The organism is uncultured Muriicola sp. (assembly GCF_947258935.1).
Lineage (GTDB): Bacteria > Bacteroidota > Bacteroidia > Flavobacteriales > Flavobacteriaceae > Muriicola.
In genome coordinates, this window is record NZ_CAMYKH010000077.1 from 1 (window position 1) to 19,347 (window position 19,347).

Below are 19,347 nucleotides of genomic sequence, written 5' to 3' on the forward strand. Positions count from 1 at the left end.
AATTAAGATTTGGACTCCCAAGGTGAGAAAAGAACGATAACCGGACAATTTTTTTCGCCAAAATACATCCCTTAGGAACAAATTTCGACGAAAGACCTGCTAATTGTTAAAGAAAGGTGTTATTCATCGAGAAATTGATTTTTTCTTTTTTTAAAAATTGTCCAAAGTGTTCATATTCAACCTGTTAATTATTCATAGGTAAGGGAGTTAATTTGAGTTAGTTTTTAACCTAAAGACCGATTATTAGCAACATCAACCTTTTAAACTAAGCTTCAATAAATATGTAATCTATGACTTCTAATCAATTGGTAGGTCCAAAGAAAGTTTTGGTTTGGCTTACGGTAAACTGCAAATAGATCCGCATACTTCTACAGCTACCAAGTTGGAAGTAGCAGACAAATATCTTTAACTTGGTATATAATTCTAGGAACTTCAACGCATATAAAACCCCACTTTAAAGTGGGGTTTGATATTTAAATCTCTTCCGTGAGCCAGGCTTTCATCATCCAAACAGTTTTCTCCTGTTCGGTAATGAAGTCGCTCATCATAGAATTGGTCCCTTCATCATTAGCCTTTGCCGAAGCTTCTAATATTCCTCGCTCTATTGTTAACAGCTCCGTTAAGGAGTCTACAATAAGACGAATGGCTTCTTCATCTACGGTCACATTTTTTCCCAGTGGTACTTTGGCATTTTTAATATAATCTTCAAAGGTATGCAAGGGAACTTCACCTAAGGTAAGTATCCGTTCTGCTACCTCATCTACTTTTAGATTGGCGTCGTCGTATAATTCTTCAAACTTAACATGCAGGTCAAAGAAGCGTTTTCCTTTTATATTCCAGTGAATGCCCCTTAGATTCATATAGTAGCGCTGAAAATTTGCCAATAAGATGTTTAATTCTTTTCCTAGTTCTCTAGATTGTTTGGTATCTAATCCAATACTATTTAATTTCATGTTCTTTCATTTTTATAGTATAAAGTTATTGAATTAAAATTCTCTATTATCATAAGTTTTATCGATAGTTTTTATAAATTTATCACTTAAAATTATACAGATGACCATTACGCAATTACAGTATGTACTGGCTGTAGCAGAATATCAGAACTTCACCCTGGCGGCTGAAAAAAGTTTTGTTACTCAACCCACTTTGAGTATGCAGGTACAAAAGTTGGAGGATGAATTGGATGTGCGAATTTTTGATCGCAGTAAAAAACCAATTTCCATTACCGAGGCCGGGAAGAAGATAGTTGCACAGGCTAAGAATATTGTCAATGAGGCCAAACGGATCAAGGATATTGTTGATCAGGAAAAAGGATTTATTGGAGGTGAGTTTACACTTGGGATCATCCCTACTGTAATGCCAACACTATTGCCTATGTTTCTAAAGACCTTTATTAACAAATATCCCAAAGTTCATTTGGTAATAAAGGAACAAAATACTGAGAGCCTTATCCGAAACCTGCAAGATGGTCATTTAGATGCAGGCATCGCAGCCACTCCGCTCGATATTGAATATATTACGGAACGTCCTCTTTATTATGAGCCCTTTGTAGGATACGTTCCTCCCAGTCATCGCCTGCGTAATACCAATACTATACAGCCGGAGGATTTAGACATCAAGGACATCCTTCTACTTCAAGATGGCCATTGTTTCCGCGAAGGAGTAGTCAATCTTTGTAAGGCGTCTAGAAAACTGGAAGATGAACATTTTCAACTGCAAAGCGGTAGCTTTGAAACGTTGGTGAATTTGGCGAACGAGGGACTCGGCATGACATTATTGCCGTATCTAAATACTCTGGAGCTAGATGATAGTAAAAGATCTAATTTGAAATATTTTATGGAGCCACCCCCTGCAAGGGAGATAAGTCTTATCTATCACAAAAAGGAATTAAAGCTTCATATTACCAATGCCTTAAAAGATGTGATCGCCTCAGTTGTAAGAGGAGCGATCAAATTTCAAGACGTAAATATTATAAGTCCGGTGTCACAAAAGTGACCGGAAATGATAAAATAGCAGCAATAAAAAAGCCGCCAATTGGCGGCCCTTTTTAAGCTTTTATGTATAATAAACTCTCTTTTAATTCGGGTTTATCAATGATGAACTGGCGGAGCCAGTGTTTGAGTTCTTCAATTTCAAAAGGTAATAACTTCGAAATTGCTTTTTGTAGTTCCTTGCTAAATAATTTAGCATCGAAACTAACTTTTTGGAGTACTGTTTTGTAATACTCCAACATAGCTCTAGCCATACATGTGTATTTAGTAGTTAGACTGTTTCATCGAAATTAACAATAAAAAGGTATTAAATATTGCATTGGGTTAGTTAAATATTAGATAATTTCACTTTTTCATCGATGAAATACACTATTAAATATCAATTAAGAGAACGGAAGGTGCCCATGAAATTGGGTCTTATCTTGCTGATATTTATATATTTAGCTGGTTGTGCTTCTCAGAAAGAAAGGCGATTTGAGAAAAAAGTGACCGAAGCGCTCTCATTTAGGGATTTTGATGATCATTTTACCGGGCTCATGATCTATGATCCAATTACAGGAGATACCCTGATAGGAATAAATAGTGATAAATACTTTACACCGGCCAGCAATACTAAAATTTTTACCCTCTACACTTCTTTAAAAATACTTCCGGATTCTATACCTGCATTGAAATATGTTGCTCAACAAGATACGTTGTACTTTACTGGAACGGGTGATCCTTCTGCCCTGCATCCCTATTTTCAGGATAGTAGTAGCGTTCAATTTTTGACAAGCTTTAAAACTTTGGTGTATGTCAATGGTTTATTTGGAGAAGAAAGATTTGGCCCCGGTTGGGCATGGGAAGACTATGACAGCGCTTTCTCCCCGGAAAGATCGGCACTACCGCTTTATGGGAACGTCATTACAATACTTAAAGACAAAGCCATATCTGTAATCCCCGAATACTTTAAAGACAGTGTGCGGCTTATGACGAAATCCATTAAACGGGTGGAAGATCGCAATACCTTTTATTTTGATTCAAATAGTACAGATACCATACAGCTGCCTTTTAAAAATAGTACGGCCTTAACTAAATCCTTGCTGGAAGGCGCAGTTGGCGCTTCTATATCGCTGGGAGACTCCTTTCCTGATACCGATCGAAAGACTCTTTACAGTATCTCCTCAGATAGTCTCTACAGATATATGATGCAGGACAGTGATAATTTTATTGCAGAGCAATTACTTATTATAGCCTCATCTGTTTTAACAGATACTCTTTCTGGCGCAATGACGAGAGATTATATTTTGGATACCTACCTGGCTGGTCTTCCACATAAACCCAGATGGGTTGATGGTTCTGGCCTTTCCAGATACAATCTGTTTACACCAGGATCTATGATCTATGTACTAAAAGCTCTTTATAAGGAAATTCCGCGAAAACGCCTGTTTACTCTTTTTCCTTCAGGTGGTATTTCCGGAACCCTTGAAGAGTGGTATTCAGGGGATACTGAACCCTATGTGTTTGCAAAGTCTGGTACCTTGGGCAATAACTACTGTCTCAGTGGATATTTAATCACCAAAAAAGGAAAGACGTTAATCTTTAGTTTTATGAACAATCATTTTATGAAGCCTACCTCAACTATCAAAACACAGATTGAGCAAGTTCTGGAAACAATTAGGGATTCCTATTAAAGAATTTGTTACAAAAGCTTTTGAATTTGAGCATATTGCAAGAGCATGATCGTTTTAGCATCCTTGATCAAACCTTGTTGGATCATCTGCATAGCCTCTGCTATCGGGATCTCCAAAACTTCAATATTCTCCGTTTCATCTGCCACTCCTCCCCCTTTGCCTATTTTCATAGAATTATCATAAGGTGCTATAAAAAAGTGCATGATCTCTGTAACAGCACCCGGTGACATATAGGCCTCAATGACCTTCTCTACATGTTCTACCCGAAAACCGGTTTCCTCTTCCACTTCCTTTTTTATACAAATAACCGGATCCTGATCATCTAACATACCGGCACAAACCTCTATCATCATTCCGGTTGTATTACTATTCACATAGGTAGGCATCCTAAATTGCCTGGTGAGTATCACCGTTTTATTTTTGGGATTGTACAATAAGATGGCCGCCCCATTCCCCCTGTCGTAGGCTTCTCGCTGCTGTGTTTCCCAGCTACCGTCCTCTTTCTGATAGTCATAGGTATATTTGTTAAGCGTATACCATTGATCAGACAATACTTCTTTCCTGATATTTCTTATGCTTCCGTTTTTCAAATTTCTTTTGGATTTAAAATAAAAAGGATTGTATTCTAAAAACGATTATCACCATCGATAAGATCTCCCAGACCTCCAAGGATGCTGCCTTCCCCTTTATCCTTTCCACCACCTTTGGGAGCAGCTGCCCAAACCCTGCTAGCCAGTCTGCTAAAGGGCAGAGATTGCACATAGACGGTACCCGGACCTTTTAAGGTAGCAAAAAATAAACCTTCTCCCCCAAACAGGGTATTCTTAATTCCTCCTATGAATTCAATATCATAATCAACATCTTTTGTAAACCCAACGATACACCCGGTATCTACCTTTAGTTCTTCACCAGCACCTAATTCCTTTGTAGCAAGCGTACCACCTGCATGAACAAAGGCCATACCATCACCTTCTAATTTTTGCATGATAAACCCTTCCCCGCCAAAAAAGCCTCGTCCAAGTCTTTTTGAAAATTCTATCCCAACAGAAACTCCTTGTGCGGCACATAAGAAAGCATCTTTTTGACATATGAATTTCCCCTGTTTATCAGAGAGATCTATGGCGAGGATCTTTCCGGGATAAGGAGATGCAAAGGATAAATGTCTTTTTCCCTGACCTACATTCAGGAAGGAGGTCATAAATAGTCCTTCTCCGGTAAGTATCCTTTTCCCTGCAGAGAGCAAGCTGCCCAATACCCCTTTGTTCTGATTAGAGCCATCCCCAAAGATGGTATCCATTTTAATATCACTCTCCATCATCATAAAACTGCCTGCTTCTGCCACCACAGCCTCCTGAGGGTCTAGTTCTATCTCAACATATTGCATTTCTTCTCCAAAAATTTGGTAGTCTATTTCGTGTGCATTCATATTTTTATAGTTTAGGTTTTATCTGTTAGTGGCATTCCGTAATCTTTTGTTACATATTATTTTAATAGAGAATGAACCAGGTCTTCAATCTCCCGGTGCCTCTGTGTACCAATCATACATTTCTTTCCGTTTTTCAGGATCAGGAAAAGACCTCTGTTCCCCTTTACATTATAGACAGTACCATGAGGGGTCCAGATCCGAACACCATAACCAATAAGTGGGCTGTATTTTACTATTTGTGCCTGTTCCACATCGCTCCAGAGAATCCGTTTTTTAGCGAGAGGCGGAAAATTGATTGTTATTTCGTCCTTTGTTATCGTGGTTTGAAGTCGAATCATCCAAAAAAAGCCACATAAAGCAAGCATAGCAATAAAAAAGATGATCAATCCCAGATCGGACATCGGATTGTCCCCAAAAGGCTCTTTTAATACAATCTGCTGAACAATTCCATAGATAGGAATTAATAGCATGCCTCCCATCAAAAGCCACAACCACAATTGTGTGAAGCGTTGGTCTTCCTCGAAAATAATATTTGGATCCATCAACCTATGTAAATTATTTGGTGGACTGTTACTAACCCGCTTTTAATTTTACTGTCCATTCAAAACTGAAATCGGAAACCGTTATTCCTTCTTTGTTTACTCCTTTAGAATTCATCCAAAAGGTTTGTCCCTCCCCGGTTTCTATCGTTTTGTTTAAAGCCTCACGAAATTTATGTCCGTCCGTACATGTAAATGTTATCCGGCCTTTTGCCTTTTTAGTAAAGGAGCCCTTATTATTAGCCACTAACATGGAAATAGGTTTACCAATCTGTTGAATATGGCGACTCACCATGACACCCGTGCTCAACTCGGCGGCCATTCCCTGTACTGCCCAATACATAGATCTGAATGGGTTCTGATTGATCCACCTGTGGGTCACAGTTACTACCGCCTTTTCATCATCAATGGAGCGCAAACGTACGCCGGTCCACCAGGCCGCCGGTAATTTAAAAAACAGAAAAGCATTGATCTTAGTGACATTAGCACCCATGAAACGTGTTATTTGGGCCTAAAAGTACCCAAAATTCCCGAAACCTATAATGTTAATGTTATGTTAATATTTAGTACTATGTTTTGCATAATACCTTCCTTTAGACATATATTTGCATAAGAAACTAATATGCCATGACAGAAACCTTATCAAAACACGAAAAAAACTTGTCGGCTGCAATTCATGCATCCACCTTTAGCAGGTTCTTTGTTCCGTTTGGTAACATACTGTTACCACTTGTATTATGGCTTGCTAATCGCAATGACTCAGCATATGTTGACTACAATGGAAAGCAAGCACTAAACTTTCAGATCAGTATGTTCCTGTATTCTGTTGTATTTGGGGCAATATCTATTCCAATCTTTTTTGGCTTTTTTCCAGATCTATTCGACCATGGATTTATGAACTGGGGGAACTGGAACCACTATAATGGCTTTCATATGAATTTTGATTGGGACGATTTTCCCTTCCGCCGTATTTGGCCTTTAGGCTTCGCCGGAATTATCCCAATAGCCTTGTTTATTGTCAATGTGGTGTATACCATTTTGGCGACCTTGCGTACCAACGAAGGGCAGGTATTTAAATACCCTATAACTATACCCTTTATAAAATAAGTAATTCTATAGCAGTTTATTCATCAATCAACATCATTAAAGATCATCCAATGAATCATCAAAAAACGAACAGTTAACCCAGTGCTAAAAAAAGTTCGGCTCATCACCGAATAGCATGTAACAGAAGTGAAAATTATGAATATAGAAAACACAAAAGCACAGATGCGTAAAGGCGTGCTAGAATACTGTATCCTATCTATCCTTCAAGAGGAAGATAAGTATACTTCTGAGATTCTGGAGACCTTAAAAGACGCAAAAATGCTGGTGGTGGAAGGTACTATCTACCCTCTGCTCACTAGACTTAAAAATGCGGGATTGCTGAATTACCGCTGGGAGGAATCTACCTCCGGACCGCCCAGAAAATACTATGGGCTCACAGAAACTGGTAAATTGTTCCTTAAAGAATTAGATACAACCTGGGACGCACTAAGAAATGCCGTGAATTTGGTTACCAACACTAAAACAACGAAAAAATGAACAAAACAGTCAATATAAATCTCGCCAATGTCCTTTTTCATATTGACGAAGAGGCATTTAAAAAACTACAACGGTATTTGGAGGCCATCAAAAGGTCTTTCTCGGGAACAACTGGTAGTGATGAGATCATTGCCGATATTGAAGCTCGGATCGCCGAACTCTTTCAGGAAAGAATGGAGAACGACCGCCAGGTCATAACCATGAAAGAGGTAGATGCCGTGATCAAGGTCATGGGGCAACCCGAAGACTACAGGGTAGATGAAGATATTTTTGAAGATGCACCAAAGTCTGATTCTACGACAACTTCCCGCACTAAAAAATTGTATCGGGACATTGATAGTAAGTACCTGGGAGGCGTTTGTGCCGGACTAGAACATTATCTCGGTTTTGATGCCCTTTGGATCCGTCTCATATTTATTTTCCTTGCCTTATCTACCGGGTTTGGTTTTATAGCCTATATCCTATTATGGATATTGGTACCCGAAGCGGTCACAACCTCCCAAAAGCTCGATATGAAAGGAAAACCTGTCAATATCAGCAACATCGAAAAAAAAATTAAAGAAGGATATGAAGATGTAGCTGAAAAGGTTAAAGGTGTAGACTATGACGAAATGGGAAACAAGGTAAAAAGTAGTGGACGTACTTTTTTCGATGCCCTGGGCACCTTTATTTTGTTCTGTTTTAAGGTCTTCGCTAAATTCATTGGGATCATCCTGATCATCATAGGAGCCGCTACCCTTATTGGCTTGTTTATTGGTCTATTTACAGTAGGGGTCTTAGACGTTATTCATATCCCTGGAATTGATTTCTACGAAATGGTAAATGCCTCCGGAGCACCTGTCTGGCTCATCTCACTGTTAGCATTTTTTGCTGTGGGTATCCCGTTCTTTTTTCTGCTTTATCTGGGCTTAAAGATCTTAGTGAATAACCTGAAATCTATAGGGAACGTCATAAAATTCTCCTTATTGGGTCTGTGGTTGATCTCCATTATTGGCCTTATTGTCTTCGGTATAAAAGAAGCCTCTGCCCATGCGTATTCGGGTAGTACTACGGTAAAGGAATCCTTATATTTTCCTTCAGCGCAGGATACACTGCTGATCAGGGCAACAAGCAGTGAACTCTTTGAAAATCAGGAAGACGTAGGGATAAATGGTATGACTTTCAGCTATGATGAAGATGGCGAACGAGTGCTATTTACAGACGATATTCGCTTCGATATAAATAAGTCGAGTGATTCCCTATCCTATATCAGGATCCGGAAAGATGCCAATGGCAGTTCCACCTCCGACGCCAGGGAGCGTGCGGGCAACATTCAATACTCCTATACCTTGGAGGGAAACACCCTTTCCGTGAGCAATTATTTGTACACCGCCATTAAAAATAAGGTAAGAGATCAGGAGGTGAGGGTAACCCTTTCAGTACCTGTAGGAACACATTTAAGATTTGACGCGGGCATGCGTCGCTATATGGGTCGCGTTACTCGTTTCGACAGAGAAATGTACCGGGGAAATATTGTTGATCATCTTTGGGTAATGGGCCGTAATGGTGAATTAGAATGCCTGGATTGTGATGATAACAAAACAGGTGACCGCTGGAATAGTGATGATGAAGGCCGTATCATCATAGATGAAGAGGGGATTGACATCAACGTAAAAGATGGTGGTGATTCCTTTAAACTAAAGATAGATGAGAACGGGGTTGAGATCAAAGCAGATGACGGAGGACGATAAGATGACAATTCATCCATCTTTATCAACAACTGGGTAATTGAAACTACCCGGAGTGCCAATTAGAAAATACATTTGACCTAACAATAATTTCTAACAACCATAAGGAATATTTAGCTATTCCGAATAAAAAACAACATCATGACAACACTAGCTAGAATTGCAATTGCCGTGCTTATGGCCCTTTTCTTATCTTCTTGTGCCTTCGATATGAACTTCGGCGAGGGAAAAAGAGGTAACGGAGAAGTAGCCAAAGAATCAAGAGAAGTTTACGAGGAATTCACCGAAATATCTGCCGCTGAAGGATTGGATGTTTATGTTACCCAGGGAGATAACTTCAATATTGAAGTTGAAGCCGATGAAAACATCATAGAGCTGATTGGTGGGAGGGCCACAAAAAAGATACATGTTTCCTTGCCATCTGTAACAGGACTCTACGCTTCCAGTGGAGCCGATCTATATACACAAAATGTGATCAGGGCCAACAAGATCTCACTAGATGCCAGCAGTGGAGCTGGGATTAAAGTTGCCTTAGTAGCAGATGAAGTGGATGCAGATACCAGTAGTGGAGCCGATATCAGAATTGAAGGAGAAGCGGTGTTATTCTATGCTGACGCAAGTAGTGGTTCGGATATCAAAGCAAAGGACTTTGCCGTACGAACCTGTCATGCAGACGCCAGCAGTGGAGCCGACATTTCTGTTAATGTCTCCGAGACCTTGATAGCCGATGCCAGTAGTGGTGCAGATATTTCGTATTCTGGCAACCCGGATGTTCAGAAAAAGAAATCCTATTCAGGTAGCGTTCATAAGGACTAGAATTACCTACAACCAAATTTGTTTAAAAACCCTGAATATTCCTTCAGGGTTTTTATTTGCGTTGAAACGCTTTGTTTATCTTAGAGATAAAATTTATTTATGCAGCTCAAGCTTACCTCACACACACTCCAACTTAAACACACCTTTACAATTTCGAGGGAGTCACACCTAACCCAGGACACGCTTATAGTTCATCTCAGTCATCAAAATAAAACGGGCTACGGAGAAACCACCTCTAATCCGTATTATGGACATACTCTAAAAAGCCTTCACGCAGAAATTGAAGCTATTAGACCTGAAATTGAGAATTACCCTTTTACGGAGCCAGAAGCATTCCATTCATGGTTATCTAAAAAAGGTCTGAGTTCTTTTGCGCTCTGTGCCTTAGATCTTGCGGCCCACGATCTCTATGGAAAAATCAAGAATAAGCCCCTATATGAACTATGGGGAACCACCATTGATAGATACCCCTTAACGAATTACACCATTGGAATAGATACCATTAAAAAAATGGTGGAAAAGATGAAGGAAACACCATGGCCCATTTACAAGATCAAATTAGGAACTAAGGAAGATGTAGATATTGTCAGGGAATTACGAAAGCATAGTAGTTCTGTCTTTAGAATAGATGCCAACGGGGCCTGGTCTGCAGCACAAACAATAGCCATTGCTCCAACCCTAAAAGAACTAGGTGTTGAGTTCATTGAACAACCCCTGCAGGCAGATGATTGGGCCGGTATGGAAAAGGTTGCTCACCATTCGGTTCTACCTGTGATCGCCGATGAAAGTTGCCTTGTGGAAACAGATGTTGATCACTGTGCCCTGCATTTTAATGGGATCAATATAAAACTTACCAAATGTGGAGGACTTACACCGGCACTCCGAATGATAAAGCGGGGTAAGGAACTGGGAATAAAGATCATGGCTGGTTGTATGACTGAATCGACCGTTGGGATTTCGGCTATCGGACAGTTATTACCTCAACTAGATTATGTGGATATGGATGGTCCATTATTGATCACAAACGATATTGCAAGTGGTATAGAGATATTAAACGATGCGAGCATTAAATTCCCTACTCTCGGTGGTAGTGGTATAACTCTTTTACAATGAAGGTACAGGTTGCTACATATCCGGGAAGAAGAGTGAATATAGATGGCACATCTTTCCTATATTTTGGCGGAACATCATATTTAGGGGTGCATACAGATCCTGAATTCCAGGAATTGGTTCTGAAATCAATTCGGCAATATGGTTCAAATTATGGTACTTCAAGAAGATCTAATGTGCAGTTTTCTATTTATGAAAAAGCAGAATCTTACTTGGCTCAATGGGTTGGAAGTGAAGCCTGTCTTACGATGTCTTCCGGATACTTAGCCGGACAATTGGTAGCCAACCATTTTAATACTAAAGAATTCAGGTTATTCTATGCCCCTAACAGTCATTCTGCCCTCTTTAGAACAAATGCTAAACCGTACACTACCTATACTACTTTAAATATTGCCCTGAGGGAGCATCTCGAAAAAAAGAAAAAGGAGATCCCGGTCATATTCCTTGATTCTATAGATTTCTCTGGCTGCAACTATCCTGATTTTCAAATTCTACAGACCCTGCCTCTCACGTCCTGTATTCTTGTAGTTGATGACTCTCACGGAATTGGGATCGTAGGTAAAGAGGGAGCGGGAGTTTTTAGAACCTTATTGTCCATTCAATGTCAGGAACTTGTACTTTGTGCTTCGTTGGGTAAAGCTCTGGGACTGCAGGCAGGGGCAGTATTTGGTAAAAAGGAGCGAATAGTGCAAATGAAGTCATCCAATTTTTTTGGAGGGGCTAGTCCGGCTGCACCTTTTTATTTAGCTCATTTTATGGAAGCAAAGGCTGTATATTCCAAAAAAAGGAGCTTGTTACAGGATAATATCAAAAGTTTCTTATCCGCAAATAAAACTTCAAAGCATTTAAATTTTATGCCGAAGTACCCCGTATTTGGTTTTTCTGACACTCAACTTGCAAATCACTTGAGGAAGAACAAGATCATTATTACCGATTTCAGATATCCTACTGAAGATACCTATGCCACTAACAGAATTGTATTAACGGCCGCCCATACCCAAGAAGATATTTTCTCCCTGTCTGAGGTACTAAATTCCTTTAAGTGACAAATTCCTTTTATTTATACCTGCTGTAAATTTCAATTATTTCTAATTACTTAAAAAATTTAACAAAAATATTGTATCTTAATTGTTATTCTTGAAGCACTAAACAATTGAACTATGAGAAATGCAATGAAGATCGCCGGCTTGGCAATTATTTTGGTACTTGCAGCAACGGTACTATCATCCAAACCTAGTACAATGCACTCCATGCAGGGAGTCTGGGAATTACAGAGTTTTTCTAATTGGAATGGAGATACCATTGACACAATAGCCAAAGCCCCGGGTTACCGGCAGGTGAAAATATATTACAATGGTAAGATAATGTGGTCTCGTTGGGTACCGGGCGATAAAATAGGCAGATTTGGCTATGGCTCCTATAAGATTACGGACAAAGAGTTAATTGAGACTATAGAATATGGTGATTTTGAAATGATGCAGGCTTTGGATACCATGCGGGTATTTACTTTTGAGCTCGACTTACAGGAAGACACCTACAGCCAGATCACTTTAGATCTGGAAGGCAATCCTACCTCTTCTGAAAATTATATTCGTATAGATTAATTCCTACTATATTACTATAAAAAACCCCGATCTGGTCGGGGTTTTTCATTGGTAGTAATCGTATTGCTAATTTACTTCTGCAGGTGTTTCTATAGTTGCTAAATACCGTTCCGCATCCAAAGCGGCCATACACCCAGTACCTGCTGCCGTAACTGCCTGTCTGTATTCCTTGTCCTGTACATCACCACTGGCAAAAACTCCCGGTTTGGAAGTCTTTGTAGATTTTCCTTTGGTAATCAGATAACCGGTCTCATCCATCTCTAACTGACCCTTGAATATTTCCGTATTGGGTTTATGACCAATAGCGACAAAAAACCCGGTAATGGCAATTTCTTCTTTTTGGCCAGTTTGATTATTCACCATTCTCAACCCTTCAACTACCTGTTCCCCTAAAATCTCATCTACCTCAGTATGGTAACGAATTTCAATATTAGGCAAACTTCTTACTCTGTGTTGCATTGCCTTGGAGGCCCTCATTTCATCGCGACGGATGAGCATTGTAACCTTTTTACAAATATTGGCCAGGTATGAAGCTTCTTCAGCGGCAGTATCTCCTCCACCAACAATTGCCACCTCTTGTCCTTTGTAGAAAAAGCCATCGCAAACCGCACATGCAGAAACCCCACCACCTCGTAAACGCTGCTCACTTGGGATATTTAAATATTTAGCTGTAGCACCGGTAGAAATGATCACAGTTTCTGCCTCAACTACCTTAGAATCATCTATAGTTACTTTATGTATACCTCCTTTTTGAGTACTAAAGTCAACCGCAGTAGCCATACCAATGCGCACCTCTGTTCCGAAGCGCTCGGCTTGTTGCTGTAATTGTATCATCATTGTAGGGCCATCAATACCTTCAGGATACCCTGGAAAGTTGTCAACTTCGGTTGTGGTGGTCAATTGACCTCCTGGTTCCATCCCTGTATACATCACCGGTTTAAGATCGGCTCTAGCAGCATAAATTGCTGCGGTATACCCCGCAGGGCCCGATCCTAAAATTAGTGTTTTTACTCGTTCTATTTTTTCTGACATACTACTATCTTCCTTAAAATTTCAGGGCATAAAAGTAGCCCATTCACTTAAAACTATTACCTCAAAGTTATCAAAAGTTATTATACCCTCATAACCTCAGATACCACTAAAAAAAAGTCCTTTGTGCGCAATATAACACAAGATGAATTACAATTTTATTCCGTAGGCAAGGTCTCCGGCATCCCCCAAACCTGGAATGATATAGCCTTTACTTGTGAGTTCATCATCTATGGCCGCGATCCACAAATGGGTATTTTCAGGAAAAACTGATGAGACGTGATGTACACCAGCCTTGGAGCCAATCACCGATATGATATGTATCTGTTTGGGATTGCCGTGTTCCTTCAGGGCTTTGAGCACATTCTCCAGGGTCTTGCCAGTGGCGAGCATGGGATCTGTCAGGATCAGGATCTTATTGTTTAGATCCGGGGCAGCGAAATATTTAACGATCACCTCAAAAGCATCTCCTCCGTCCGGATGGTGTCTGTATGCAGAAATAAAGGCATTTTCGGCATGGTCAAAATAGTTTAGAAGCCCTTGATGTAATGGTAAACCTGCCCTTAATACGGAGCAAAGTACAAACTGGTCTGAAGGGATGCTAATGTCTTTTGTGCCAAATGGGGTTTTAACCGTTTTGTTTTTATATTCAAGTGATTTGCTGAGCTCATAACCAAGGATCTCTCCCATTCTTTGAATATTCCGACGAAAACGCATCCGGTCTTTTTGAATGACCTCGTCCCTGATCTCAGCCATGAACTGATTCAATAGCGAATTTTGATCTTCAAAATGATGTACAATCATAGAAAGGTTAATTTATCTTAAAGATACATGAATGTATTCAAAGCCTTCCTTCATTAATCCTAAACGAACACTAATACATAAAAACGCTGTTTTGTAACAAGAGTTACCTTTTAAAGAACCTATTATTCATAACTTTATAAAATTGTAAAATGACCAAATTGTTCTCTTCATGAAGCGACGCCTATTCCTGACAAGAACCGCAATGAGTTCTTTGACCGCCCTTATTGGGACAGATATCGTATTCGGGGCTTTGATCCCGAATGGATATACTCCCCTACTCTTACAGGATCCTGACCCATTTACCTTATTTAAAAAGGACAAGGACATGGTTGTGCTCAATGACAAACCCTGGAACATTGAGGCAAAAGCCCATTTATTAGATGATGATATAACTCCCAATAAATTTATGTTCATCAGAAATAATGGACTAATTCCTGAAAATATTGATGTAAATACCTGGACGTTGACCATTGACGGGGAAGCGGTAAACGCTAAAAAGACCTATACCCTGGCGGAGTTAAAAACTAAATTCAAATCTTACACTTATCAATTAACATTAGAGTGCGGAGGTAATGGGCGAAGTGAATTCGATCCGCCTGCCAAAGGAAACCAATGGACAATTGGAGCAGTCTCATGTGCCACATGGACAGGTGTACGCTTACGCGACGTATTGGAAGATGCCGGCTTCACAAACAAAGCCGTCTATATTGGTTACCATGCCGCAGATGTTCATCTCAGCCGGGACCCTGAAAAAGAACCAATTTCGAGGGGTGCACCCATGGCTAAAGCACTACAGGATGAAACGCTTATCGCCTATAAAATGAACGGACAAGATATTCCTTTGGCACATGGTTACCCGTTGCGTCTGGTAGCAGGAGGATGGCCGGCATCGGTCTCGGGTAAATGGCTACAACGCATTAGCGTGCGAGACCGCGTTCACGATGGAACAAAGATGACAGGGGATGCCTACAGGGTACCTTGCAATCCTGTTGCTCCTGGTGAAAAGGTAAAGGATGAAGACATGTGTATTATTGAGTCAATGCCAGTAAAATCACTGATAACATATCCCCAAAGCGGTGCAATGATAAAGGAGGGACAGAAATTAAATATTAGGGGGCATGCCTGGGCAGGAGAACTGGAAGTGACTAAAATGGAGTATTCGATAGATTTTGGCGCTACATGGCAAAACTGTCCCATAGCAAAACCCAAGAACAGGCTGGCCTGGCAAAATTTCAGCGCCTCAATCGCCTTTCCCAAGAAAGGATATTATGAGGTATGGGCCAGAGCAACCGACGCTAATGGAACAAGTCAGCCAATGTTGCTGCCGGGCTGGAACCCTAAAGGGTATTTAAATAATGCCTGCCACCGTATTGCGATTAAGGTAACCTAAGGATGGAAGAACACGATAAATTCAAATCCCAGATCAGAAGCATTTACCGGCTTTTAGCTACGCTGATGCTGCTTTTTGGCATTACGGCCCTGGCAATCGTGTACCTTATTTCAGATCCAACACTATCATTCTTCAAGGAACCGGCAGCTGTGGAAGAATACGTTGTTACACCTTCCGAAGACGACTTTGACAAAATAGAGAATGGCATTCATGTGCGTACCGGATTTAAAGATGCTGAAGGGTTAATGACCGTTGTAAACAACTGTACCAATTGCCATTCGGCCCAGTTGGTTATACAGAACAGAATGAATGAAGAACGATGGAAAGCTACCATTCTTTGGATGCAGGAAACACAGAACCTTTGGGACCTTGGGAAAAATGAAGATATCATTGTGAACTATCTCGTTACCAATTATCCTCCTCAAAATAAAGGCAGGAGAGAAATATTAAGAAATATCAGCTGGTATGATCTTACGGAATAGCCTTTTATTGATCATGCTTGCAACTGCGCTTATCTCTTGCAAGGAAAATAGTAAGTTACCGCCTCAGGAGGAAGTGCTTTTGAATAGTCATTTAGTTTCGTATGACAGTCCCCTTTTGAATTCGACAGACGCCACTATTGGGATCATTGATTTTCGAAGTCAGGAAGCTTATGACAAAGGACACCTGCCCGGCGCCATTAACCTTTATCGGAACGATTTTCAAGATACGACATTGCCATACAAAGGCATGCGCATCAACAAATCTTTAATGGCAGAACAATTGGGAAAAGTTGGGATCACAGAGAAGGCTACCTTGGTTGTTTATGATGATAAAGGCTCTTCTGATGCTTCCCGGTTATGGTGGCTGTTACATCTCTATAATTTTGAGCAGGTTTACCTGCTAGACGGAGGTATAGGACATTGGGAAAAAATGGGTGGCACCATTAGCAGAAACAAACCGAAAATAAATCCGACCATTTTTCGATTCACTGATCAACCAGATAAACCAGTACTAATTACTAAAGAGAACTTACTAAGGTTGATAAAGTCTGATGCTTCCAGGGCAATTCTGGTTGACGCCAGAAGTAAAGAAGAATACGAAGGACGCTATCTGAAAGCGGGTGCAAAAAAAGCGGGTAGGATTCCAAAAAGTATCAATATTGATTGGGCCGAAGCAGTAGACTACGGTAATACCTACACCTTTAAACCTTTAGCCGAACTGGAAAAAATATACGGGAGAATAGCAGCTTCCAGGGAAGATACCATCATCGTTTATTGCCATACAGGAGTAAGGTCTTCCCATACTACTTTTGTACTGACTCAATTATTGGATTATAAGAATGTTTTAAACTATGACGGTTCCTGGGTGGAATGGAGTTATAATGACGACCTCCCTTTTGAAACTGAATCTATTACTATTGTAAAAAATTAAACTATGGAAAATTATTGGAATGCATTTGTAAGTGCTTTTAATGGCAGTGTGTCATGGACGTGGAAATCGATCATTTTTGACGTACCCTGGTACACAAATTATTTTTGGGGATTGATAGCCATATCTCTCCTGGCATGGCTTCTGGAGATAATATTCCCATGGAGAAAAGAACAATCGATATTTAGAAAGGATTTTTGGTTAGATGCCTTTTATATGTTCTTCAACTTTTTCATGTTCGCCATCGCGATCAGTGGAATCTATAAAATGCTGGAAGTCCTGTTTAAAGATATGGGGATAACCGCTAAAAGTCTTTCGATCATTGATATTTCCGCCATGCCTATGTGGGCACAACTACTTATCTTTTTCATTGTATTAGATTTTGTACAGTGGTTCACGCACACCCTTTTACACAAGTATAGCTTTCTTTGGAATTTCCACAAGGTGCATCATTCGGTGAAGGAAATGGGATTTGCAGCACACTTGCGATACCACTGGATGGAGAATATATTGTACAAGCCCTTAAAGGTCTTTGGGGTGATGATCCTGGGCGGATTTGAACCAGAGCAAGCCTATGTCGTACATTTCATCGCTATCGGAATCGGGCATCTGAATCATTCCAACGTAAAAATTACCTGGGGTCCTTTAAAGTATATCTTTAACAATCCTGTCATGCATTTGTACCACCATGCATATGCGCTTCCTGAAGGTTCTTATGGCGTTAATTTTGGGATTAGCCTGAGTATTTGGGATTATATTTTTAAGACAAATTACATTCCCGAAGATAGTGGTACCATAACGCTGGGTTTTCCGGGAGATGACAAATTCCCGCAAGATTTCCTGCATCAAAACACCTATGGCTTTGACCTATGGCTTTGGAAAACCTAAAAAGAAAAGTTGAAATACCGTTAGGAGCCCCTTAAAATAAAATTGGCAGCCATCCTCGCATGCAGGTCGGTGGTTGCTAACATAGGAATATCAGCATTATCTGATGATAAGAGCATTGGTAATTCAGTACAACCCAAAACGATGGCCTCTGCACCGCGCGACTTTAAAAGTGAAATTTGATCTAGGTAGAACTTCCTGGCCTCTTCTGTGAACTGCCCCTGGGTTAATTCATTTGAAACGTAGTGATGAGATTGTGTCAATCCATCTCCCTCCGGAATGATGGTTTCAATATGGTAGTGTTCCTGCAAGTATTCGGGGATAAAGCCCAGGGTCATAGTAGGTCGGTTTCCCAATAGTCCTACTTTTTTAACACCAAGACGTTTGGCTTCCCTAGCTGTTGCCTCTGCAATATGCAAGATGGGGATCCCGATTTTGGGCTGAACATAGGCATAGGTCATATGGGGTGTATTGGCACAGATGACCAGGGCCTTTGCCCCAGCTTTTTCTAATTTTTGAGCCACTTCGAGATACTTGGCATTGATCTTTTCCACATTCTGTTCGCGCATTAACTCAATGTTGATGCTGTAAATCAGTAATTCGGGATTTCCCTGGGTACCAATAGTTTGGCCTACCATTTCATTGATAAGCCGGTAATACACGATCGTAGAATGCCAGGAAGTACCGCCGATGAGTCCGATTGTATTCATTAATGGATTCTTTTATTTGGACGAAAACAACATGGTTTAAAACTTTTTTCAATCTATGCTTTGTATACGGTCCTTCTTTAATTTGACTATTCTTTAATAAATTGAATTCGCCACAAACCCCTCAGCTCCTCTATATTATAACCAGTGGCCTTATCCTGAGGATACAAGGTAGATAATGTCTCTATAACAGGTGTTGTAATTTCATTATTGGGTGTTCCATGACATTGGAGACACATGGCATTCGTAACGATAGGATAATAAAAATAGACCTCATCATCAATTTCCTTTGTTACGGGACGAATCTCCCCTCCATTTTCAACCTGCCGTTTAAAAGCGATCATATAACCCTGTTCTTCTTCGCTTGCCTGGTTCAATGAATTTCTCGGTTTATCTGTAATCCGTTTAATCAGAACATTCTTCATGATACCCATACTATCCGTAAGGCTGGTAGCCCGGGTTTTACAAAATCCAATTGCAGCTGCCGTCCCTTTTTCCTGAATTGCGTTCATTAAATTTTTGCCAAGAACTCCCTGGGTGGCCATAGCTATTTCCATCCCTTTTTCACCATAGTAAGCAGGCACCCCTTCATAGGCATCATCTTCCTCTATCTGGATATTTTTCTTTCCCATTCCTTTCCCTTTACCCATTC

At 40.3% G+C, this 19,347-nt stretch carries 22 protein-coding genes and 1 pseudogene; 13 read left to right on the forward strand and 10 right to left on the reverse strand.

Translation table 11 applies throughout. The annotated features are described in order from the left end of the window. Positions 1-473: 473 nt before the first annotated feature. Complete coding sequence (locus Q0X72_RS11520; protein WP_297765469.1) at positions 474-953, reverse strand: Dps family protein; 480 nt, start codon at positions 951-953, stop codon at positions 474-476. A gap of 100 nt (positions 954-1,053) precedes the next feature. Here Q0X72_RS11520 and Q0X72_RS11525 point away from each other — a divergent pair, with 100 nt between their 5' ends. Next, a complete protein-coding gene (locus Q0X72_RS11525; RefSeq protein WP_297765471.1) occupies positions 1,054-1,995 on the forward strand; it encodes a LysR substrate-binding domain-containing protein in 942 nt (313 codons plus the stop codon). 52 nt (positions 1,996-2,047) lie between these two features. On the opposite strand, the gene Q0X72_RS11530 is transcribed toward Q0X72_RS11525, so the two are convergent. Next, positions 2,048-2,245, reverse strand: coding sequence for a hypothetical protein (locus tag Q0X72_RS11530; protein ID WP_297765474.1), 198 nt, complete (start codon positions 2,243-2,245; stop codon positions 2,048-2,050). 105 nt (positions 2,246-2,350) lie between these two features. Between Q0X72_RS11530 and Q0X72_RS11535 the strand changes: the two genes are divergently transcribed. After that, positions 2,351-3,664, forward strand: coding sequence for a D-alanyl-D-alanine carboxypeptidase (locus Q0X72_RS11535; RefSeq protein WP_297765477.1), 1,314 nt, complete (start codon positions 2,351-2,353; stop codon positions 3,662-3,664). 8 nt (positions 3,665-3,672) lie between these two features. On the opposite strand, the gene nudK is transcribed toward Q0X72_RS11535, so the two are convergent. Genes nudK through Q0X72_RS11555 form a run of 4 tightly spaced genes read right to left on the reverse strand, consistent with a single transcriptional unit; the run spans position 3,673 to position 6,122 of the window. Beyond that, positions 3,673-4,254, reverse strand: coding sequence for a GDP-mannose pyrophosphatase NudK (gene nudK, locus Q0X72_RS11540; RefSeq protein WP_297765480.1), 582 nt, complete (start codon positions 4,252-4,254; stop codon positions 3,673-3,675). A gap of 35 nt (positions 4,255-4,289) precedes the next feature. Then, positions 4,290-5,090, reverse strand: coding sequence for a TIGR00266 family protein (locus tag Q0X72_RS11545; protein WP_297765483.1), 801 nt, complete (start codon positions 5,088-5,090; stop codon positions 4,290-4,292). A 56-nt stretch (positions 5,091-5,146) separates the two neighbouring features. Next, the gene (locus Q0X72_RS11550) at positions 5,147-5,632 is read right to left on the reverse strand and encodes a hypothetical protein (RefSeq protein WP_297765486.1); all 486 of its coding nucleotides are present in this window, start codon (positions 5,630-5,632) and stop codon (positions 5,147-5,149) included. Between the two features lie 31 nt (positions 5,633-5,663). Beyond that, positions 5,664-6,122 carry a DUF4442 domain-containing protein gene (locus tag Q0X72_RS11555; protein WP_297765490.1) on the reverse strand — a complete coding sequence of 153 codons (459 nt, stop codon included), beginning with the start codon at positions 6,120-6,122 and terminating at the stop codon, positions 5,664-5,666. A 134-nt stretch (positions 6,123-6,256) separates the two neighbouring features. Between Q0X72_RS11555 and Q0X72_RS11560 the strand changes: the two genes are divergently transcribed. The 7 genes from Q0X72_RS11560 (at position 6,257) to Q0X72_RS11590 (ending at position 12,470) form a co-directional block, all read left to right on the forward strand. Next, complete coding sequence (locus tag Q0X72_RS11560) at positions 6,257-6,736, forward strand: DUF4870 domain-containing protein (protein ID WP_297765493.1); 480 nt, start codon at positions 6,257-6,259, stop codon at positions 6,734-6,736. A gap of 135 nt (positions 6,737-6,871) precedes the next feature. Beyond that, the gene (locus tag Q0X72_RS11565; protein WP_297765496.1) at positions 6,872-7,213 is read left to right on the forward strand and encodes a PadR family transcriptional regulator; all 342 of its coding nucleotides are present in this window, start codon (positions 6,872-6,874) and stop codon (positions 7,211-7,213) included. Then, positions 7,210-8,943, forward strand: a complete 1,734-nt coding sequence (locus tag Q0X72_RS11570; protein WP_297765499.1) for a PspC domain-containing protein — start codon at positions 7,210-7,212, stop codon at positions 8,941-8,943. The genes Q0X72_RS11565 and Q0X72_RS11570 overlap by 4 nt, the downstream gene beginning before the upstream one ends. 138 nt (positions 8,944-9,081) lie before the next feature. Continuing rightward, positions 9,082-9,756 (forward strand): head GIN domain-containing protein, encoded by a 675-nt coding sequence (locus Q0X72_RS11575; RefSeq protein WP_297765502.1) that lies wholly within the window; start codon positions 9,082-9,084, stop codon positions 9,754-9,756. 99 nt (positions 9,757-9,855) lie between these two features. After that, a complete protein-coding gene (locus tag Q0X72_RS11580; protein WP_297765505.1) occupies positions 9,856-10,869 on the forward strand; it encodes a dipeptide epimerase in 1,014 nt (337 codons plus the stop codon). Continuing rightward, complete coding sequence (locus tag Q0X72_RS11585; protein WP_297765508.1) at positions 10,866-11,912, forward strand: aminotransferase class I/II-fold pyridoxal phosphate-dependent enzyme; 1,047 nt, start codon at positions 10,866-10,868, stop codon at positions 11,910-11,912. The genes Q0X72_RS11580 and Q0X72_RS11585 overlap by 4 nt, the downstream gene beginning before the upstream one ends. A 114-nt stretch (positions 11,913-12,026) precedes the next feature. Continuing rightward, positions 12,027-12,470 carry a hypothetical protein gene (locus Q0X72_RS11590; protein ID WP_297765511.1) on the forward strand — a complete coding sequence of 148 codons (444 nt, stop codon included), beginning with the start codon at positions 12,027-12,029 and terminating at the stop codon, positions 12,468-12,470. Positions 12,471-12,536: 66 nt separating this feature from the next. Here Q0X72_RS11590 and trxB read toward each other — a convergent pair whose 3' ends face one another. Continuing rightward, positions 12,537-13,502: a thioredoxin-disulfide reductase gene (trxB, locus tag Q0X72_RS11595; RefSeq protein ID WP_297765512.1), complete on the reverse strand. Its 966-nt coding sequence runs from the start codon at positions 13,500-13,502 to the stop codon at positions 12,537-12,539. A 147-nt stretch (positions 13,503-13,649) separates the two neighbouring features. Next, positions 13,650-14,303: a uracil phosphoribosyltransferase gene (gene upp / locus Q0X72_RS11600; protein WP_297765515.1), complete on the reverse strand. Its 654-nt coding sequence runs from the start codon at positions 14,301-14,303 to the stop codon at positions 13,650-13,652. 169 nt (positions 14,304-14,472) lie between these two features. On the opposite strand from upp, the gene Q0X72_RS11605 reads away from it, so the two are divergent. From Q0X72_RS11605 to Q0X72_RS11620, 4 genes are read left to right on the forward strand one after another with little or no spacing between them, the layout of a single operon-like run. Further along, entirely contained in the window at positions 14,473-15,693 is a 1,221-nt protein-coding gene (locus Q0X72_RS11605; RefSeq protein ID WP_297765519.1) for a sulfite oxidase, read from the forward strand. Positions 15,694-15,695: 2 nt separating this feature from the next. After that, positions 15,696-16,175: a monoheme cytochrome C gene (locus Q0X72_RS11610; protein ID WP_297765521.1), complete on the forward strand. Its 480-nt coding sequence runs from the start codon at positions 15,696-15,698 to the stop codon at positions 16,173-16,175. Then, positions 16,159-17,106, forward strand: a complete 948-nt coding sequence (locus Q0X72_RS11615) for a sulfurtransferase (protein ID WP_297765524.1) — start codon at positions 16,159-16,161, stop codon at positions 17,104-17,106. The genes Q0X72_RS11610 and Q0X72_RS11615 overlap by 17 nt, the downstream gene beginning before the upstream one ends. A gap of 3 nt (positions 17,107-17,109) precedes the next feature. After that, entirely contained in the window at positions 17,110-17,991 is an 882-nt protein-coding gene (locus Q0X72_RS11620) for a sterol desaturase family protein (protein WP_297765525.1), read from the forward strand. 20 nt (positions 17,992-18,011) lie between these two features. On the opposite strand, the gene Q0X72_RS11625 is transcribed toward Q0X72_RS11620, so the two are convergent. Further along, on the reverse strand, positions 18,012-18,698 hold the full coding sequence (locus tag Q0X72_RS11625) for an amino acid racemase (protein WP_297765528.1): 687 nt from the start codon (positions 18,696-18,698) through the stop codon (positions 18,012-18,014). An 86-nt stretch (positions 18,699-18,784) separates the two neighbouring features. Beyond that, positions 18,785-19,347 (reverse strand): annotated as a pseudogene (locus Q0X72_RS11630) (DUF3365 domain-containing protein); the annotation flags it as partial.

Coding starts and splice junctions, on each gene's coding strand:
- Q0X72_RS11520 (WP_297765469.1), bottom strand. CDS start 953: ATGAAATTAAATAGTATTGGATTAGATACCAAACAATCTAGAGAACTA.
- Q0X72_RS11525 (WP_297765471.1), top strand. CDS start 1,054: ATGACCATTACGCAATTACAGTATGTACTGGCTGTAGCAGAATATCAG.
- Q0X72_RS11530 (WP_297765474.1), bottom strand. CDS start 2,245: ATGGCTAGAGCTATGTTGGAGTATTACAAAACAGTACTCCAAAAAGTT.
- Q0X72_RS11535 (WP_297765477.1), top strand. CDS start 2,351: ATGAAATACACTATTAAATATCAATTAAGAGAACGGAAGGTGCCCATG.
- Q0X72_RS11545 (WP_297765483.1), bottom strand. CDS start 5,090: ATGAATGCACACGAAATAGACTACCAAATTTTTGGAGAAGAAATGCAA.
- Q0X72_RS11550 (WP_297765486.1), bottom strand. CDS start 5,632: ATGGATCCAAATATTATTTTCGAGGAAGACCAACGCTTCACACAATTG.
- Q0X72_RS11555 (WP_297765490.1), bottom strand. CDS start 6,122: ATGGGTGCTAATGTCACTAAGATCAATGCTTTTCTGTTTTTTAAATTA.
- Q0X72_RS11560 (WP_297765493.1), top strand. CDS start 6,257: ATGACAGAAACCTTATCAAAACACGAAAAAAACTTGTCGGCTGCAATT.
- Q0X72_RS11565 (WP_297765496.1), top strand. CDS start 6,872: ATGAATATAGAAAACACAAAAGCACAGATGCGTAAAGGCGTGCTAGAA.
- Q0X72_RS11570 (WP_297765499.1), top strand. CDS start 7,210: ATGAACAAAACAGTCAATATAAATCTCGCCAATGTCCTTTTTCATATT.
- Q0X72_RS11575 (WP_297765502.1), top strand. CDS start 9,082: ATGACAACACTAGCTAGAATTGCAATTGCCGTGCTTATGGCCCTTTTC.
- Q0X72_RS11580 (WP_297765505.1), top strand. CDS start 9,856: ATGCAGCTCAAGCTTACCTCACACACACTCCAACTTAAACACACCTTT.
- Q0X72_RS11585 (WP_297765508.1), top strand. CDS start 10,866: ATGAAGGTACAGGTTGCTACATATCCGGGAAGAAGAGTGAATATAGAT.
- Q0X72_RS11590 (WP_297765511.1), top strand. CDS start 12,027: ATGAGAAATGCAATGAAGATCGCCGGCTTGGCAATTATTTTGGTACTT.
- trxB (WP_297765512.1), bottom strand. CDS start 13,502: ATGTCAGAAAAAATAGAACGAGTAAAAACACTAATTTTAGGATCGGGC.
- upp (WP_297765515.1), bottom strand. CDS start 14,303: ATGATTGTACATCATTTTGAAGATCAAAATTCGCTATTGAATCAGTTC.
- Q0X72_RS11605 (WP_297765519.1), top strand. CDS start 14,473: ATGAAGCGACGCCTATTCCTGACAAGAACCGCAATGAGTTCTTTGACC.
- Q0X72_RS11610 (WP_297765521.1), top strand. CDS start 15,696: ATGGAAGAACACGATAAATTCAAATCCCAGATCAGAAGCATTTACCGG.
- Q0X72_RS11615 (WP_297765524.1), top strand. CDS start 16,159: ATGATCTTACGGAATAGCCTTTTATTGATCATGCTTGCAACTGCGCTT.
- Q0X72_RS11620 (WP_297765525.1), top strand. CDS start 17,110: ATGGAAAATTATTGGAATGCATTTGTAAGTGCTTTTAATGGCAGTGTG.
- Q0X72_RS11625 (WP_297765528.1), bottom strand. CDS start 18,698: ATGAATACAATCGGACTCATCGGCGGTACTTCCTGGCATTCTACGATC.